This window comes from Cytobacillus sp. IB215316 (assembly GCF_033963865.1).
Lineage (GTDB): Bacteria > Bacillota > Bacilli > Bacillales > SM2101 > Nanhaiella > Nanhaiella sioensis.
In genome coordinates this window covers 154,002-172,063 of record NZ_JAXBMC010000005.1, presented here as the reverse complement: position 1 = coordinate 172,063, position 18,062 = coordinate 154,002, and the positions used below count along the sequence as shown (strand labels likewise).

Sequence of the window (18,062 nt, the reverse complement as noted above, 5' to 3'; positions counted from 1 at the left end):
TAAAATGGCTTTTTTACTTTAACGGTAATTCATAAATTGTACATCAACTGTTAAATCAGCCTCTCGAATGGCTGTAATTACCTTTTGCAAATCATCTTTATTCTTCCCAGTAACCCTCACTTGATCATCTTGAATTTGGGTTTTAATTTTCAAACCTAGTTGTTTAATAATCGCGTTAATTTTTTTAGCATTTTCTTTATCTATTCCCTGAATAAGCTTAGCTCTTTGTCTAACAGTCCCACCTGAAGCACTTTCAACTTTACTATAGTCTAAATTTTTTATCGGAATACCCCTTTTAACCATTTTACTCACTAAAACATCCTTTAACTGATCTAGCTTGAAATCATCGTCAGACAGTAGCACAAGATCTTCTTTTTCAAGTGAGATGTTACTTTTACTTCCTTTAAAATCATAACGGTTTTGAATTTCTTTCATAGCTATATTTATTGCATTTGTTACTTCCGAAAAATCCACTTTAGACACAATATCGAACGAGCTTTCCTTCGCCATGATAACACCTCCAAAATATCTATTGAGTTTTGTCTCCATTATAGTAAAATTAAGCAATTAGGACAACTTGTGACATAATGTATATTAGTGCATACAGATATCATATACCACTTACAAAAGCTAGAAACAGGTTATAATGTAAACTATATGATAATTTTTGTAGAAAGAAGGAAACAAAGATGAACAACGTAAAAGCAGGCAACATTGTTACTCTTGTTGTAGAGAGAGAATCAGATTTTGGATTTTTTTTATCAGATGGTGAGACAAGCATTCTTCTTCATAATAGCGAAATAACTTCTGACATTCAGTTACAACAAGAAGTAGAAGTATTTTTGTATTCTGATCACCAGGGACGTATAGCAGCAACTACAACATTACCAAGTATTACATCTGAATCATACGGATGGGTAAAAGTTGTAGAAGTAAAGCAAAACCTCGGAGCATTTATAGATATTGGTATTAAAAAGGATATTCTCGTTTCAGGTGATGATTTACCACTGTTGGAAAATATTTGGCCTGAAATCGGCGATCAATTGTATTGTTCATTAAAAACTGATAATCGTGGACGATTACTTGCTAAACTCGCTACGGAAGAAATCATTGAGGAAATAATGAACACTGCTCCAAAGGAACTTTCCAACAGAAATATAAAAGGCACTATTTATCGTTCCTTAAAAGTCGGCTCATTTTTACTTACAGATGAAGGGTACCGAGGCTTTATTCATCATTCAGAGCGAAAGTCAGAACCAAGGTTAGGTGAACATGTCGAAGGTAGAGTCATTGCAGTTAAGGATGATGGAACAATTAATGTATCATTATTATCTAGAAGCCACGAAAGCATGAATGATGATTCACTAGCTATTTATAAGTATATGGAAGACCGTGGAGGAGCAATGCCTTATTCAGATAAAAGTGCACCTGAAGATATAAAACAACGGTTTCACATGAGTAAAGGTGCATTTAAAAGAGCATTAGGTAAGTTAATGAAAGATGAAAAAGTGTATCAAGAGGATGGTTGGACTTATTTTAAAAAATAAAGGCTCCTTTCGTAAACTTTGTTGCTATTTTTATTAACAATGGACAATGTGATAAGTTTTATTAGAGCTTAATAATTGTAAAAGTAGTAAAGATGCCAGTTACACTAGATGGATACGTGCTTCTATATATTAGAACGTATAGCAACATCTAATGCGAAAACAGCCAAAATAAACCATCACCTTCTGTGGTATAACAAATAGCTCTTGCACCTATCCGACCATTAATATGAAAAGGATAGGTGCAAGACCCATATATTGATTTATTAATATGATAAAGGTTTTATCGGCCAATATTGATGTTTCACAGATCTAACACTTTGCATGCGCGTCAAATTCTATGCTTTATCGATCTAACTTTGTTTACATGTTAAATTCTGTTTTTTTGGCTCTAATTTGGTGTTTTACGGGTCAATTTCGGTGTATTACGGGTCAAATACTGTAATTTCCGGGTCAATTTCGGTGTTTTACGGGTCAAATACGGCATTATACGGGTCAAATCAAGTGTTTTATCGGTCAATTCTGTATTTTAGTGGTCTAACACTTTGCATGCGCGTCAATTTCTATGCTTTATCGATCTAACTTTGTTTACATGTTAAATTCTGTTTTTTGGGTCAAGTTCGGTGTTTTACCGGTCAAATACTATAATTTTCGGGTCAAATTCGGTGTTTTATGGGTCTAATACGGCATTATACGGGTCTAATCAAGTGTTTTATTGGTCAATTCTGTATTTTAGTGGTCTAACACTTTGTTCACGCGTCAATTTCTATGCTTTATCGATCTAACTTTGTTTACATGTTAAATTCTGTTTTTTGGGTCAAGTTCGGTGTTTTACGGGTCAAATCCAGCACTTTATGGGTCTAATACTATGATTTTCGGGTCAAATCCACCATTTTATCGGTCAATTCTGGTTTTTATCCATCTATCACTTTATTTACGCATCAAACCGCTGTATTTTTTATTTATTGCCAGTTTAGCTACTCTTTTACTTGTATACCGTATTCGTTAAACCAAACGTGGATTTGAGCTAAATATGCGAGTAACTGTGGTCCAGTCATTAATTGTCCAAACCATGGAACTCGAAATGCTTTACCTTCGGAGTCAACAATTTCTTTTAATTTATCTTTATTAAAAAACTCATAAAGCACAGATGATTTATCTTCTAATATATTTTCTAACCAATTTTTCACAAGTGAACTATATAGAGGGTGGTGCGTTTTAGGATAAGGACTCTTCTTCCTATAAAGCACTTCACTTGGTAAAATCCCTTCTAATGATCTCCGTAAGATGCCTTTCTCTCTATTGCCATACATTTTCATTTCCCAAGGGATATTCCAAACGTATTCAACGAGCCTATGATCTGCAAATGGTACACGAACTTCAAGGCTAGCTCCCATACTCATGCGATCCTTACGATCTAATAATGTTGTCATAAACCATATCATGTTTAAATAAAACATCTGTCTTCGATTCGCTTCAAGTGGGTTTTCACCTTCAAGCATCGGTGTTTCTTTTACAGTTTGTTCATACTTTTCTTGAACGTAGTCTTTTAATTTTAGCTTTTTATTCCATGAATCTTGCAATAGCTCAATCCTTGCATCTAAGGAACGCATCCACGGAAATCCAGCATTTTGTAATATATCCGTGTTGTGAAACCAAGGGTAACCACCAAAAATTTCATCTGCACATTCTCCAGACAACCCAACAACAAATTGTTCTTTAATTTGTTTACAGAACCATAATAATGACGAATCGATGTCTGCCATTCCAGGTAAATCTCTTACATATACTGCTTCTGTTAAATAATTCACTAAATCCTGTTGAGAAATGACGCATCGATGATGTTGTGTTTTAAATTCAGTCGACATTTTCTCAATCCAAGGCACATCTGAATTCGGTTGGAAATCATTTGCTTGAAAGTATTTATCATTCTCTTCATAGTCTATTGAATACGTATGCAAGCTTCCTTTTCCCTCTTTTGCATACGCTAATGAAGCAAAAGCAGTGATTGCACTAGAATCTACCCCTCCAGATAAAAATGTGCATAATGGTACATCTGACACAAGCTGCCTTGTCACAGCATCTTTGAGGAGAAAGTGTACTTTTTCAGTCGTTTCATCTAATGAATCGGTATGTGGTTTACTTTTTACATTCCAATAACGCCACATTTTAATGCCTTGCTTCGAAAATACAAGCGCATGACCAGGTCGTAGCTCATTAATTTTATTAAATACACCATGACCGGGAGAACGCGACGGACCGAGACCAAAAATCTCTGCTAGCCCTTCGACTCCTAGCTCTGCTTTTACAGATGGATGTGCTAAAATGGCTTTTAATTCAGACCCAAATAATATACTAAACTCATCCATCCTATAAAATAAGGGCTTTACTCCTAAACGATCACGAGCAAGAAATACTTGTTCTTTCTTTGCATCCCATACAGCAAACGCATAGATACCATTTAAATAATCAACACACCGCTCCTCCCATTCAATATAAGCAGTTAGCAACACCTCAGTGTCAGAGTGCCCTTTAAATGTATAGCCACAAGAAGCTAACTGTTTTCTAATATCCTCAGTATTATATAGCTCTCCATTATAACAAATAGTATATGTGTTTGAATGATTGGAACGAGACATTGGTTGAATACCACCTTCAGGATCAACAACAACCAATCTTTTATGACCAAACCCCGCATGAAGTGATGTCCAAATATTCGTATCATCTGGACCTCTTTTTCTTAGTGTTTCTGTCATTTTTGATAGGGTGGTATGTTCGTTTCTTAAGTCTCTGTTATAGTCAATCCAACCTGTAATTCCACACATTTCTTACCAGCTCCTCTTCATTACTAACATGAACCATTCTTCGTATAAGCATGCTATCATTGTATGCAATTATCGTGAATTGGATGAATCGTCCTACATAAATAACAACATTATACATATTTTTATTCAACCCAATGATTCATAGTTTAAAGAGAACGAAAGTTGTCTAAACAAGATAAAGAAATACATGACTCAATTTTTTTCAAAGGCGTGTTTATAAACCTTGTTTATTTTTAAAAATGACATTTTCACAAATAGACTTTCTATGATCTTCATCGTTTTATAGAAACTAAGATACCACGATAGCCTAGTTGTATACGTATTTATTCTCAATGCACAACCGCTTGTTGTATAGTCGCTCATCAAAAAATACAACTCCATCTGTATTGGTGGAGTCAAATATAATAAAAAGTATGGTTAACACATAGTTGGAGGATTTTCTGCATGAATATACAGCATAGACTGCAATTAATAAAAGAACAACAAAGAGCATTTATAAATGGATCAATTGAATATATTGGTGATGAATGGATTTTTTTTGATGATGAAGATGATGTTGCTTCAAATTTTGAAGATATTGTTCAAGACGAGTTCGAAATATGGTTGATGGACCGTTGGCTCAAAGGAAGCATCATTGAGTCTGGAGTTGTTGAACTCTCCAAATTCACATATTTCTTACAACATGGAGATAAAGTAAGGATAAACAAGAAGCTGCTGCTTAACTACTCAGAACTATTGCAATCGCTCAATGAAGAAAGCTTTATTAGATTTATCCATTGCTTAAACCAATTGTCTTTTTCTATGTATGATTGTATTTATTCTCATAATGTATTAAGTTTTTTTGAGATGAATAATACAAATGCTGAAGGTGTAAACTTCCTCATCTTCGATAATTTGGAGACAATATGTAACGTGCAGCATCATTTCTTTAGAGGGTCTCATTCAACTGATCGTTTTGAATATACTACCAGTAGTGGGAAACGTTTACTTTCACAACATATATAAGAAATGAAAAAAGCATCTATTATAAATACAGATGCTTTTTGTTAATTACATATCTTACATATTATGTAATTGATTGTACTTAAAATATAATCTAGTATGATTACAGCCGAGTAAAATCTCCTTTTGCTGTTCTGTTCATAGAAAAGAAAAGATCCTACCTATTTAAAACTGAGTACCTTGTGGTAATGTAAACCCTAAATATAATACAACTATAAAACTGATAATTAATAATACCCAAGCAATGTTTGTTGATTTTTCTTTTGAAGAACGGACTAACACCATTTCCATTGCAGCTATAACGATAATTCCTAACGTAGCCTTCACGTGGTAAAGTCCTGGAATTTCTGCCCCACTTGAATAAAGCATACCTCCAGTTGCGATGATAAGTAAATAGAATAGGCGTAAACTCATGTGAGAAATTTTTGCCCCTTTATTACTTCCCTTTTTGTACATAGAAAATGCAACGAAGAATAGAATAAGAGCTACAACCCAAGAGGTAAGATGTGCATGTATCATTTTAATTCCTTCCTTTCTTTTTTCATCTTAGTTTGTAAAAGTTTTTAGACCTCCATCGTTATTGATGGAATCTTTCTATCAGGTAGCGTATAGTCTCTTACCTGACACGGCGATGTTCAAGTATACTAGAACAAGCTTACTCCTTCAACATCATAGCATATTTTCGACTAAAATTCTAAAATAATGAATAAAGAAAATTACATGAAGTGTTATGAAAAGAAATATTTTACATCATTTCCTCATTCATCATATGTAGAATATTGCATTATTTTGTAAAAACAAATCTTCTTTTAGCGAACGCATTCCATTTCATGTATAATCATGTATAATATACACATACTTAAGTCCTATCAATAAAATAAGATGGTGTGGGATAAATGATTCAACACATAATTGAAGAAAAAAGACAACAAATGATTGACCTTGCAGCAACATTCGGTTATACAGCAGATGAAACAGTAAAATGTAGTCAGGAATTAGATGATTTATTGAACGTGGAACAAGAAATACTAGATTCAGCTGACTTTTAACTTGGCATATGCCAAGTTTTTTTATTTAATAAACAAGATTATAATTCTTCCTCACAATAAATTAGGGTCACTCATACTATGCCTATAACAGATTGTAAAAGGGTGTTTTTTATGCCTGCTATAGTTGGTGTCGTAAATGTAACTGACATTGGGTCAAGTGCAGTTTTTCATATAGGTGACGTTTATTCAATTTCACCTATAAGCACAGCTAAAACCTTTGCTGGAGCAGGTTCATTTAATACAGGTGATTATTTATATATTAACAACACTCAAAGTGTAACTAATACGTATGATGCTGATGTAATTGATCAACCACTAGCTGCAAATCTGTAGAAATTGAATCTGAATGAATTCTCAAAAAGGTCGAGTTTTTAAAATGATGCTTAGATCTGAAGGATTTACAAATCAGGTGGGGTTGAGTCTTCACCTGATTGCTTGTTGTAAAGCTTTAAAAGTACATTTACTAAATTTGTTCTATGAAAGAGAGGAGGTGTGGGAATTTTGAACTTTTATATTAACCAAAGTATTATTATTCACCAACTAAGAGTTGATGGTGTTTCGAACTCTTCTGTGTTACAAATAGGAAGTGCTGGTAGTATTAATGCATTATCAAATTTGTATAATACCGGTGCATATACAGAACCCGCTCCCGAAGCTCAACAACCTACAGGTTTTCCAGGCACGGGACAACTTGTACCATTACAGGGACCATAAAAAAATTTTTAAATTCAAAATGGGCTAATCACCTATTTTTTTTTTTCACATATGATAAATAACAAAGCGCATGCACCTTATTTTTAGTGCGTTCCGAATATTTGAAAGGTACTTAACAATAGGCTATTTACGCATTAATAGTTGTTATTCAAACTAAGAATATACACATCTAAACTTAGTAGAAAAACATGCCAGTTGCATAGGCCGCTTTAAGCTGAATAAATTCAAAAAAAAAATAGCAACAGAGTTTAACTAAATCATGTGAATACCCTAAAGAAAGGAAGGTTTGAATGTATTTTCAAGATGAATTCTACCAGTATATGCGCCAACTTCATTCATTTGTGGAATCTCAAAATGAAAAGATTAAACAAATGGAATCAACCATAGATCAATTGCAAAATGAAGTGGAAGAGCTAAAAAACGAAAAACACACGACGATTGATAAGATTGAATACAAATTTGATCAATTAAAGGTTGAAACTCTTTCAGGAACATTAAATATTGGCTTAAACCCACAAGATTCTAATGCAATTGAAGATTTTGCAGTAACTCAAGATCAATTCCAAGTCCCACCAATCGAACAACTTCCTGAAGGTTTTTCACAACAAGTATTTAACGATGTACATTCATTTTTAGACCGGAATAGCGTTGAGCTAATTAAAAGGATTGAAAAACAACAAGATTTTGCTCTAGACGACTCATATCGACAATTCATGATTGAAGATGTAAAGAAACAAATTAACCCCCGGATAAATTATTACATCAATAAACTTACACCTGCTGATATACAAAATCCAACCCAAGCAAAAAGAAGTATGGAAAGGATCGTTTCATATGTTAAAAAAGATATTGAAAACTCATTTCTCGCTTTCATTCAACATTTTCCAAGAAACATAGGAGGAGAAGATAAATGAATTTTACTGTAACAAACCGGAATTTATGTGTAGGAGACATAAGAATGATTGGTGTATCTAGTTCTTCAGTTTTTTTAGTCGGCGACACACACTCAATAACTTTATCATCCATATTTGATACCCCACCAGAATCATTAATAATCGGCGCAGTTGCACCATTCGTTCCATTTGTTCCTACCGCGCCACCTTCAACTGCACTTTGAGGATAACAAGATGCTGCGTAGAGTATCTGTTGTTAACAAAATAAGAATTGTTGATGTGTCATTAAGCTCGGTATTTCATATTGGTGATTCTGTGTCCTTCACGCCGCTTGCTAGAATTTTTGCAGTTAGACGAGAATATCCGCTATTTTTTTCAAATGAAGGTAATTTCGAAGACGAAATTTACTCACAGGTTATCCCTAAACCACCAGACCGAGAGCCTGTTTCTGTTGCTTTTCACAACGAAAATCCAACGATACACGTACGTAACATTAGAATCATCGGGATAGCCGCTTCATCTTTAGTTCAAATAGGTTCGATTGATGAAATTGATGCCGTTGATCGTGTGAAGAACATTCGACAATTGGAAAGTAATGAGGAGAATCAATGAACATTTATAAGCGAAATGCATAACATAAATATTGAAATGACAAGTTATACATTCACACATAAATAAGATAAGGAAGATATACTACTCATTCAACATGTTGAACTAATTTGGATACTCTAATAAAGGGTGTAGTCTATGCCTTCAATCGTTGGACCCGTTAATATTAATACTGTATCTGGCGGAGTGATAAACTTTGGAGATTCCTTTTATATATCGCCGAAAACACAGGAAAAATCTTATACTGGTTCAGGTTCTTCAGTTTCAGGTAACTTCTTCATTGTAACAAACGGAATTAGCTTTACAAATACTGGTGATCCAGATTTAGTAGATCAGCCGCAAACAGCAAATGCATAGCAACTCTTGAATTTCTACGAAGAGTTGCTATGTATTTTACATGCGTATTAGATGTGACCCATCAAAGAAAAATAAGTAGCATTCATCTATTTTTCGTTGCCATATCTGTTCAAGTGCATGTCGGTATAAATCTATTTGAGTACGATAACGCTTCGTTAATATTGGTTCAGCTTCTTCAAACCCGTTTGCAAAACGACCGGTAATTGTATCAGTTTTATAATCTAGTAATACAACTCCTTGATCATCTTCAAATACACAATCAATCATTCCTTGAACAAGAACAGCCTCTTCGTCTTGTATTTGCCATTTTGGATAAGCTTCCTTCGCTGGTAACGCAAGGCTAAATGGTAACTCTCTCTTCACCATCGTAGCATTAACTAGACGTTCTCCCAACTCAGTTTGAAAAAAGTCATGGATATGTTCTATAGAAATGGCTGTTGATTGCTCTTCTGTAATGATCTCATGAACAACCATTTTAGCAAGCTGGTCTGACAATCCTTCAATCGTTATAGGCTCATGTAGTTTGATTTGCTGCATGAACAGATGCATCGCTGTTCCTCTCTCAGCAGAAGAAATTGATTTTTCTTGTAAAAATAATGGACGTTCAGCAATAGGTAGCTGTTTTTGTGCCAACAAAGATGTATGACTAAACTCATCTAATGATTCACGCATACGCTTTATTTCTGATACTGCCTGCTTAGATCGATACTTTGTAGCATCTACGTTTGGATACTCCCATGTTAAACGGTTAACCATTTGGTCCTGATATGAACTTCCTAAATCTATTGATTGGCCGTTACGAATTGCTGATAAGATTTGTTCATCTTCTATAGGATTGTTCAAATCTTGTTCTAAAAAATCAGTTGATTGTTTAATCTCTATCCGAAACTTTGCAGGATAGTCAGTTAATTCTTCGGGCAATTTATCAATGTTTTCGTCATTTCGTAAAGCTTCATTATGTCGGTGACGTATCAGTGTAGGTCCAAGCCAATCTAAATATGATTTTGCATATACCCTATCATAATCTGAAAGTAACCATTGGTGATTTAAAAGTTGACCTTGCCATTCATTAATCACCTTTGATGCTTGTTTCACAGTGCCGACCAAGAATAACTTTTCCTTGGCTCGTGTTAACGCGACATATAAAACTCTCATTTCTTCAGCAATTAGTTCCATTTTCATTTTCATTTTTAATGTTAATTGCGGAAGAGTCGGATAGCTAATCCTAAGCGAAGGGTTAATATATTTTGAAGCAAACCCCAAATTTTTATCTAACAAATACGATTTGTTTAAATCTTGTCTATTAAATTGTCTTGACAAGCCACTTACAAAAACAATTGGAAACTCCAAACCTTTACTACTGTGAATGGTCATTAAACGAACAACATCCTCTTGTTCCCCAATAGCTCTTGCCGTACCGAGATCGTCTCCACGGTCTTGCATACGATCAATAAATCGTAAAAATCGGAACAATCCTCGAAAAGAGGTTGCTTCATATTGCCTTGCCCTATCGTACAATGCCCGTAAATTTGCTTGACGTTGTTTTCCACCAGGTAAACCACCTACATAATCATAATACTGTGTTTCTCTGTATATTTTCCATATAAGATCAGAGAGTGACCCATTTCTCGCTTTCATGCGCCATGTTTGAAGACTTTCATAAAAATTACTTATCTTCTCATGTAACTCTTTTTCGTATTCATCAGGTGCACCCTTCAAAAAGCTTGTTAATGCTTCATAATAAGTACCTTTTTTCTTTTTCAAGCGAATATTTGCTAGTTCCTCCCCATTCAGTTGAACGATTGGTGAACGAAGCACAGACGCGAGTGGAATATCTTGCAAAGGATTGTCGATCACTTTAAGCAAGGATAGCATAATTGCAACTTCTGTCGCTTCAAAATAACCTGTTGATAAATTCGCGTATATTGGAATGCCTTGTTGCTTAAACTCTTCCATAATTTGAGGCGCCCATGTCATTGAACGAAGTAAAATAACGATATCTCTGTATGCAACACGACGGTTCATTTTTTTCTTGCGATCAAACACTTCAAATGGCTCATTAATAAGTTCCTTAATTTTACTAGCCATAAAACGTGCTTCTAACTGGGCTGTCTCTAACTCAACCGGATCAAAAGAATGAACACCTTCTTCTTTGGTGCTAAGATGTGTTGGTCCTTCCACATCGTCTTGATCTTTCTCAATTAACGTAAATTCTGTATCCATTTTATCATTTGATGGATAGTCAAGTGCACCTAGCTTTAATTCTGCATCACTGTTATAATCAATTTCACCTACAGATTCATTCATCAATTGCTTAAATATATAATTTGTTGCATTTAATACTTCTGAACGACTTCGGAAATTTTTCGCTAAATCGATTCGTAGACCACTTTCTTTCCCTACCGTACTGAACCGTTTGTATTTACTTAAAAATAGTAACGGTTCCGCAAGGCGGAAGCGATAAATGGATTGCTTCACATCACCTACCATAAACAAGTTACCGACATGTTCTTGATTCGTTGTAACAAATTGAATAATTGATTCTTGGACCATGTTAGTATCTTGGTATTCATCCACTAAAACCTCTTGAAATTGCTCACGATAGTCGAGAGCAGCTTCAGATGGTATGAATTCTTCGACAGCACTGTTTGTTTTCCGTAAAATTTGCAAACAATAATGTTCTAAATCTGCAAAATCTACAAGGCCTTTTCCTTGTTTGACACTCTCAAATCTTATTGCAAATTCTTTAACTAAAGTAACGAGCGTTTTTACCGTAGGCTCCATTTCTCGAATATCATTTAATAACAATTCTTGCTTACGTCTAAACAATTCATCATGAAGTTTTTCAATGATATCTCTAGCTTTCTTTCGAAGCTTTGTCACTTTTTCTATGAGTATGTCATCAAACTGATCACCACGACAAACTTTTGCTCGAGAAAACGATAAACCTTGCATTTCTTCATATAGTTCATTCCACGAACGATTCTTAGCACGATCAATGCGATTAAGCTGCTCTAAGTCATCTTCAATATTTGTTGCTCTAGGTGCAGGCCCTGACGGTTGTTTTGTAATTGTTAACGCTTGTTCTAGTAAACCTCTTGCACCTTCAAGCTGAATATTAATATCTGCTAATAAATAGTTATAGTATGGCAAGTCTTCGATAGAGGTATTTTCTGTAATCTCGTACATTTTAATGACTGAGTTTAGCCAATCATTAGGTGATGGGTGTGACCGAGAAAAATCATACATTTTTTTTATTAATACTTGCACATCAGCATCATTTCGATCATTTGAATAACAATCGACTAATTGAAAAAATTGGTCATTGTTTTCCATCCCGTAATACTCTTCAAACATATCCTCAATAACTTCTTCTCTTATGAGCTCGCCTTCCACTTCATCAGCAATGCGAAAGCTTGGATCAATATCAATTAAGTAATAGTATTTACGAATCACTTCTAAACAAAATGAGTGTAATGTTGATATAGATGCACGATTTAACAAGCTTAGTTGTTTTCGTAAGTGAAGTGAACTAGGATCTTCCTTAATCGCCTGCTCAATAGCTTCACCGATCCTACTACGCATCTCAGCGGCTGATGCATTTGTAAATGTCACAACGAGTAATCGATCAACATCAATCGGGTCTTCAATAGAAGTGATTTTTTTTATGATCCTTTCAACTAATACTGCTGTTTTCCCAGATCCCGCCGCAGCAGCAACCAATGTACTTTGTCCTTTCGCAACAATTGCTTGCCACTGCTCATCTGTCCATTGACTTTCAGTTGGTTTTGGAGGGAGATTATTAGTCATTCTCTTCAACCTCCTTACTAATTTTTTCTAAAATCCGATGATCTTTTTCATCTGATAATATTCGATATTGATTTTCTTTAAATGACTCATCAAATTGGCAGAACGGTTTATAAGAACAAAATGTACAAGGGGTTTTCTCCTTTAACTTATAAGGCGAAATTGATACATCTCCGTCCATAATATGTGTTCCTATATCAGTAAATATGTTTTTCACATGTTTACGTAAGTTTGAGAACTCCTCTGCTGAAGCTATTGATGAACCAGCATAGAAGCCACCACCTTTTTTAATACCAGCACTTACAATATCGGAACGACCAACTTCTAACGATTGATCCATTAAACGTATGGACTCTTCATCCCCAAGAAGCAAGCCCTTCATTTTAAATTGTTTCAATAACTCTTTCTCAATATCATTTGCAGCTAGCTTACCTTTTGTTTGAAGCATTGGATTATGCACATGAAAGTAAAGAACCCCAGCCGGGTTCGCTTGCTGTCCTATCCACTTTGTAGAATGGGTAATAACTATATCTAAATATGTGAGCATTTGTAGAGCTAAACCATAATAAACTTCAGCTAAATTTAACTCCTTTGCACTGGATTTATAATCAACTATTCGAAGTAATACTCCTTGTGAACCAACCGCTTTATCAACACGGTCAATCCTTCCGACTAATTCCATTTTTGTTTCATTCGGTAACTGAAACGTAATAGCAGGCAATTCTTCACCTGCTCCAAATGGTAGCTCTAAGCCAACTGGTGTAAATCCACTTGCTCTTGCGTGCTCACTTAAAACGACCGAAGCACGAATGAGCACATGCTGCAATTTACGCTTCACATAATGATGTCGATTCGAACTCAATAAAATTTCATTTTGTAATCGAGGAGCTAGTTTTTCGACAGCTTCAATAGCTAACAGCTGACATTGCTCTTGTGACAACTCTGACCAATCTACGTGTTGATTTCGAAGCTTATCAGAAATCATTTTTAACGCTGAATGAAATAATTGACCTATATCAGGTGCCTCTAAACGAAATAACTGCCTCTCCTTCAATTTTAAACCGTGTGAGGCAAAGTGCGAAAACGGGCAACCTTTGAAACGTTCCATTCGAGATACGCTTGCTTTAATTGTGTCACCATAGAGCTTTTTCGTTGTTTCAATCTTTAATGGCTGTTCTTTGTTCTCATAAAAAAGACTTTGAAATACTCTATTTCCTCTTGTTTTCCAGTAGGCATCACTAACAATAAAGTTGTATACATCCCACCAAAGTGGTTCTACAGGATATCCTTTCTTCCATGCTTGTAATTGAGTAGCAACATGAGGTAGCGTGACTGTTGGACTAGTTACAAAAGCTAGCTGCTCTTCAGCAGTTGTTAGCTCACTCGTATCACCCACAAGCACTTCTTCTTCTAACTCTGGATATAAATCCTTTATTCTATTAATTAAACTGGAAGGGATGAGTGATTTCCCCTCATCATTCGCCAAAGGATAGGAGATATACAAATATTCATTTGGAGATGACAATGCCATATATATTTGAAAAGACTCGTCTAAGAGCTGTTCCCGACCACCAGGGGCTAGCTCTACTCCTATTTCATGAAGCATTCCTCTTTCAACCTCTGATAAAACACCCTCATCTGTAGGCTTTAAAGGGATGACACCTTCATTTACCCCAAGAATAAATGACCCTTTAATATTAATATAGCGAGAACGATCAAAATGTGCGATGAGGACCTGGTCTATCGCTGGTGGCACTAGGGCAAACTGCATACTTTCTAATCCAGTCTCGATAATACTCGTAAATACATGTAATGGTAATGCCTCTTCCCCTAATACCTCTACATACTGGTCAAGTAAATCTATTACAGCCTTCCAAACCTGACTATGTTCACTACCCTCTACTAAATGCCCGTCAGCTTCAGCTTGATCTCTCATCTTTGTAAGCTTAGCAGGAATGTGAAGCTCTTCTAAAAAGGTATAAATTGCTTCACACATCTCTCGACCACATTTCGCTTTGGTAAGTCTTTTTTGCAGGCTATTTAACGATGGTACAATCATATTACGTAAATCATTTACTCTATTTTCAAATAATACATCTTCATCCGTCTTCACATATGAATCTAAATCCAGTCCCTGAAAACGGCGATACTCCCAACGTTTCTTATTCGTCCATTTATCCCCATGAATTCCGTATGCTAACACATAGTTTTCTAGATAGTCCATTTCTTCACGCAACGCATTGATATTGGCATCCTGAGGAAATAATAAATCTGTTTTTACACACCGAAATACTGCATCATAGCGCCAATTAGCTGTCACTACCTCTAAGCTCGAGCGAATTAATTCAATCAACGGATGATGGAGCATTGAACGTTTTTGATCAATAAAAAATGGGATGTGGTGATCTGTGAATACCGTATCTAGTAAATCATAATAATCATTTGAATTACGAATGAAGAGCGCTATATCACGATAACGATACCCCTCATCTCTTACGAGTCTAGTAATTTCTCTAGCGACGCCTTCCACCTCTGCTCGACGATTAACAGCTTGATATAATGTAATATTTGAACGTTGTTGAAATGGTATAGAAGGCCGAGACTCAAGTGATTGCTCTAAATGATGTAATGAAGGTTGTAAAGCATGTCTCATATTTTCGACTAAGCGAACAGGTGACTCAATGTCGATGGAAGCCTCTTTTGCTAATCGAGTAATGGTTTGATATGTCCTCCCTGTCATTCTAAATAGATGTAAATCGTGAGGGGGGTAGTCGTCATATTGTTCATCTGTAGTCAATGTAATAGAAACCCGCTTACTTGTTTTCATCATTTGTACTAGGACATCGAGCTCTTGGGGTGTATAGTTATGAAAACCATCCACATAAATATGCGCATTTTGTAAGTAAGATGATTGTGCCATTTTTTCAGCTAATAGCCTCAAATAATCTTCTGAATCAATATATTTCATTAATAGATGCGCTTCTAAATCTTGATAAATCATTTGTAAATCGTATAATTTGTCAGCTAGTACTTGTTTATTAGGTTGATCTTCCTTTAGAATCAACTGTTCATGAGTTTGTTTAAGTTCATTTGCATCTATACAATAACGCTTTAACTCTGTGAGCATTCCTTCAACATGAGTAATAAAGCCTGATTTTTCTGCTGCCTTTGAGAACACCTTCAGTTCGCTCTTCCTATGCTCAATGATCTTTCTAAGCAGCATTGATACACCTACAGTCGATAAATGGTATCTACTAATTCCCCCCGTCTCTTGAAGTACACGCCATGCAAGTCTTGAAAAACTATACACTTGAGCACGAATCATGCCTTTTATCCCTGGCCTATTAATTAATTCATACTCCGATTGAAACGTCATTTGATCCGGTACTAAGTAAATGATCGGATCTCCCATTGGATCGTTAATCAACAGTTGATGAATCTCATTTATACATGTCTGTGTCTTTCCAGAACCACTTCTTCCAATAACAAAACGAAGAGACATAAAATCTCCCCTCCCAGTAATCTTGTATACTATTTATTATTTTACTTTATTTACAATAAGATAACCACCATAGCAGGTTGTTAGCCAATGCATGTCATTAATCACTTTAACAAGGCTGCTTTCACGATGCCTGTATATTTTCCAACACTATATAATGATGAAAAAAGTATAAAACCACCAGTTATCTGTCCCTTTTTAGTTAAAGGCTCTTTTCGTAAACTTTGTTGTTATTTAAACAAAAATTACGACAGTAAAAAGAAGTCTTATATAATTATCTTTATATTGTAGAAGAAAAGATGCAACGAAGCTATTGTTGTATCCGTGTTATATCTTAGAACGACAAGCAACAATCATTGCGAAAACGGCCTAACTAAAATAACAACATAGTTAAAAAGAGTTATTTTTATCATATCTCCAAAATTCTTGAAGTGCATTGAGAAAAATCTGGTTAAACGGTTCATACTCTTCACATTTCGAAGCAGGCTGGTTATGAACAACTCTTTCAATTGTAATTAATAGTTGTTCAATAAATTGTACGAGCGTTTTGGAACCCCCTCTATTAATGACACCTTTTCGCTTCATATTAATTAATTTAGCTATTTCTTCAATTAACCCTTCTTTTGAAATTGTCGCATACATCATCTTTTGAAATTGGACAGGTGGTGGTGAGTGATGCATTTCGATCCACTTACAGCATAAAAGAGGTTGTATAATTTGAAGATATTGTTTTGCAGTGACACTTTCTTTGGACAATATGTTATGGTAATTTCTTTTCGCCATATGTAAATAATGATACATGCATTTTTTTTCAGAAAATGCATATGAAATCATTTTCCGAAAACCTTTCATTACTTGGTCATGTTCAGCATAAACAATTGATGATTGTAACCACTCAAATATGGAAGGATTTGATTTTTTGTAAAGCTGTAATGCCTTGCGAATATCCCATCCACTAATATCTAATAAATCGGATACAGGCTTGCTTATGACATCCCTCTTATGTTCAATGGACAAATACCAGTCTGTATGATGAATATAAAAAAACCTCACATCGAAATCACTATCATTCGAGTGAAGCCCCCACGCCCTGCTGCCTGCTTCACAAGCAAAAATTATTTTAACTTGTTCCTCCCTCTCGATTTGTTCTAGTTCTGATATAATTTGAGTTCGCACGGTATTAACACACCTCATTTTACGAAGTATAAATGTTATAACAATATAAGTACTGTTCTAAGAAATTAATCAATTCATGAATTAAGATTATTTTTAATTAGTTATTTTCATAAGGCTCTTTTCGTAAACTTTGTTGCTATTTTTACTAAAGGCGGACAGTAGTTAGATGAGTTTTATAACACCTCATCAATTGTAAAAGTAGATAAGATGCCAAGAACGTAAAAAGAATACGTACTTATATAGTAGAACGCAAAACAACATTCAATGAGAACACAAGCTTTAGTATACTTTAGAACTGTAAGATACACCTTTACAAATTTCACCCTTTAGAGCGATGATAAGCTATCAAGGGAGTTAGTTAATTAGCAATAATAAATACGAAAACAGCTTTCAGAAACTTTGTTGTTAATGAATTTAATGTGAACAACTAGAGGTGTTTTTATGCGATTGTCATCGCCTTTAATAAGAAAAGGTACTAAGTGCGTGCTTTGTTTGTTTCTTAGAACACAACTACTATAAAAACCTTCAACAAATACAGTGCACTTAGTAAACCTATTTTATTTATGTTCATTTGCTAGTAAACTAGT

At 34.9% G+C, this 18,062-nt stretch carries 15 protein-coding genes; 9 read left to right on the top strand and 6 right to left on the bottom strand.

The features are described 5' to 3' along the window. Positions 1-18 precede the first annotated feature (18 nt). The gene (locus SLH48_RS11010; RefSeq protein WP_320258186.1) at positions 19-510 is read right to left on the bottom strand and encodes a YajQ family cyclic di-GMP-binding protein; all 492 of its coding nucleotides are present in this window, start codon (positions 508-510) and stop codon (positions 19-21) included. Positions 511-689: 179 nt separating this feature from the next. On the opposite strand from SLH48_RS11010, the gene SLH48_RS11005 reads away from it, so the two are divergent. Beyond that, positions 690-1,547 (top strand): S1 RNA-binding domain-containing protein, encoded by an 858-nt coding sequence (locus tag SLH48_RS11005; protein ID WP_320258185.1) that lies wholly within the window; start codon positions 690-692, stop codon positions 1,545-1,547. A gap of 974 nt (positions 1,548-2,521) precedes the next feature. On the opposite strand, the gene asnB is transcribed toward SLH48_RS11005, so the two are convergent. Continuing rightward, positions 2,522-4,369, bottom strand: coding sequence for an asparagine synthase (glutamine-hydrolyzing) (gene asnB, locus SLH48_RS11000; RefSeq protein WP_320258184.1), 1,848 nt, complete (start codon positions 4,367-4,369; stop codon positions 2,522-2,524). A 444-nt stretch (positions 4,370-4,813) separates the two neighbouring features. On the opposite strand from asnB, the gene SLH48_RS10995 reads away from it, so the two are divergent. Further along, positions 4,814-5,374: a DUF2777 family protein gene (locus SLH48_RS10995; protein ID WP_214482492.1), complete on the top strand. Its 561-nt coding sequence runs from the start codon at positions 4,814-4,816 to the stop codon at positions 5,372-5,374. Positions 5,375-5,536: 162 nt separating this feature from the next. Here SLH48_RS10995 and SLH48_RS10990 read toward each other — a convergent pair whose 3' ends face one another. Continuing rightward, positions 5,537-5,890, bottom strand: a complete 354-nt coding sequence (locus tag SLH48_RS10990; RefSeq protein ID WP_320258183.1) for a YisL family protein — start codon at positions 5,888-5,890, stop codon at positions 5,537-5,539. Positions 5,891-6,267: 377 nt separating this feature from the next. Here SLH48_RS10990 and SLH48_RS10985 point away from each other — a divergent pair, with 377 nt between their 5' ends. From SLH48_RS10985 to SLH48_RS10955, 7 genes are all read left to right on the top strand, one after another. Next, a complete protein-coding gene (locus SLH48_RS10985; protein ID WP_214482490.1) occupies positions 6,268-6,420 on the top strand; it encodes an aspartyl-phosphate phosphatase Spo0E family protein in 153 nt (50 codons plus the stop codon). A gap of 111 nt (positions 6,421-6,531) precedes the next feature. Beyond that, positions 6,532-6,753: a spore germination protein gene (locus SLH48_RS10980; RefSeq protein ID WP_214482489.1), complete on the top strand. Its 222-nt coding sequence runs from the start codon at positions 6,532-6,534 to the stop codon at positions 6,751-6,753. Positions 6,754-6,921: 168 nt separating this feature from the next. Next, positions 6,922-7,134 carry a spore germination protein GerPB gene (locus tag SLH48_RS10975; protein ID WP_214482488.1) on the top strand — a complete coding sequence of 71 codons (213 nt, stop codon included), beginning with the start codon at positions 6,922-6,924 and terminating at the stop codon, positions 7,132-7,134. 290 nt (positions 7,135-7,424) lie between these two features. Continuing rightward, positions 7,425-8,048 carry a spore germination protein GerPC gene (gene gerPC / locus SLH48_RS10970; RefSeq protein ID WP_320258182.1) on the top strand — a complete coding sequence of 208 codons (624 nt, stop codon included), beginning with the start codon at positions 7,425-7,427 and terminating at the stop codon, positions 8,046-8,048. Beyond that, on the top strand, positions 8,045-8,251 hold the full coding sequence (locus SLH48_RS10965; protein ID WP_320208199.1) for a spore gernimation protein GerPD: 207 nt from the start codon (positions 8,045-8,047) through the stop codon (positions 8,249-8,251). Before gerPC ends, SLH48_RS10965 begins: the two co-directional genes overlap by 4 nt. 10 nt (positions 8,252-8,261) lie before the next feature. Continuing rightward, positions 8,262-8,639, top strand: a complete 378-nt coding sequence (locus tag SLH48_RS10960) for a spore germination protein GerPE (RefSeq protein ID WP_320258181.1) — start codon at positions 8,262-8,264, stop codon at positions 8,637-8,639. A gap of 135 nt (positions 8,640-8,774) precedes the next feature. Next, positions 8,775-8,993, top strand: a complete 219-nt coding sequence (locus SLH48_RS10955; RefSeq protein ID WP_214482484.1) for a spore germination protein — start codon at positions 8,775-8,777, stop codon at positions 8,991-8,993. A 36-nt stretch (positions 8,994-9,029) separates the two neighbouring features. On the opposite strand, the gene addA is transcribed toward SLH48_RS10955, so the two are convergent. From addA to SLH48_RS10940, 3 genes are all read right to left on the bottom strand, one after another. Further along, complete coding sequence (gene addA / locus SLH48_RS10950; protein WP_320258180.1) at positions 9,030-12,803, bottom strand: helicase-exonuclease AddAB subunit AddA; 3,774 nt, start codon at positions 12,801-12,803, stop codon at positions 9,030-9,032. Beyond that, positions 12,796-16,302 carry a helicase-exonuclease AddAB subunit AddB gene (gene addB, locus SLH48_RS10945; RefSeq protein ID WP_320258179.1) on the bottom strand — a complete coding sequence of 1,169 codons (3,507 nt, stop codon included), beginning with the start codon at positions 16,300-16,302 and terminating at the stop codon, positions 12,796-12,798. The genes addA and addB overlap by 8 nt, the downstream gene beginning before the upstream one ends. A gap of 387 nt (positions 16,303-16,689) precedes the next feature. Further along, positions 16,690-17,475 carry a nucleotidyltransferase domain-containing protein gene (locus tag SLH48_RS10940; protein ID WP_320258178.1) on the bottom strand — a complete coding sequence of 262 codons (786 nt, stop codon included), beginning with the start codon at positions 17,473-17,475 and terminating at the stop codon, positions 16,690-16,692. Positions 17,476-18,062: the final 587 nt, after the last annotated feature.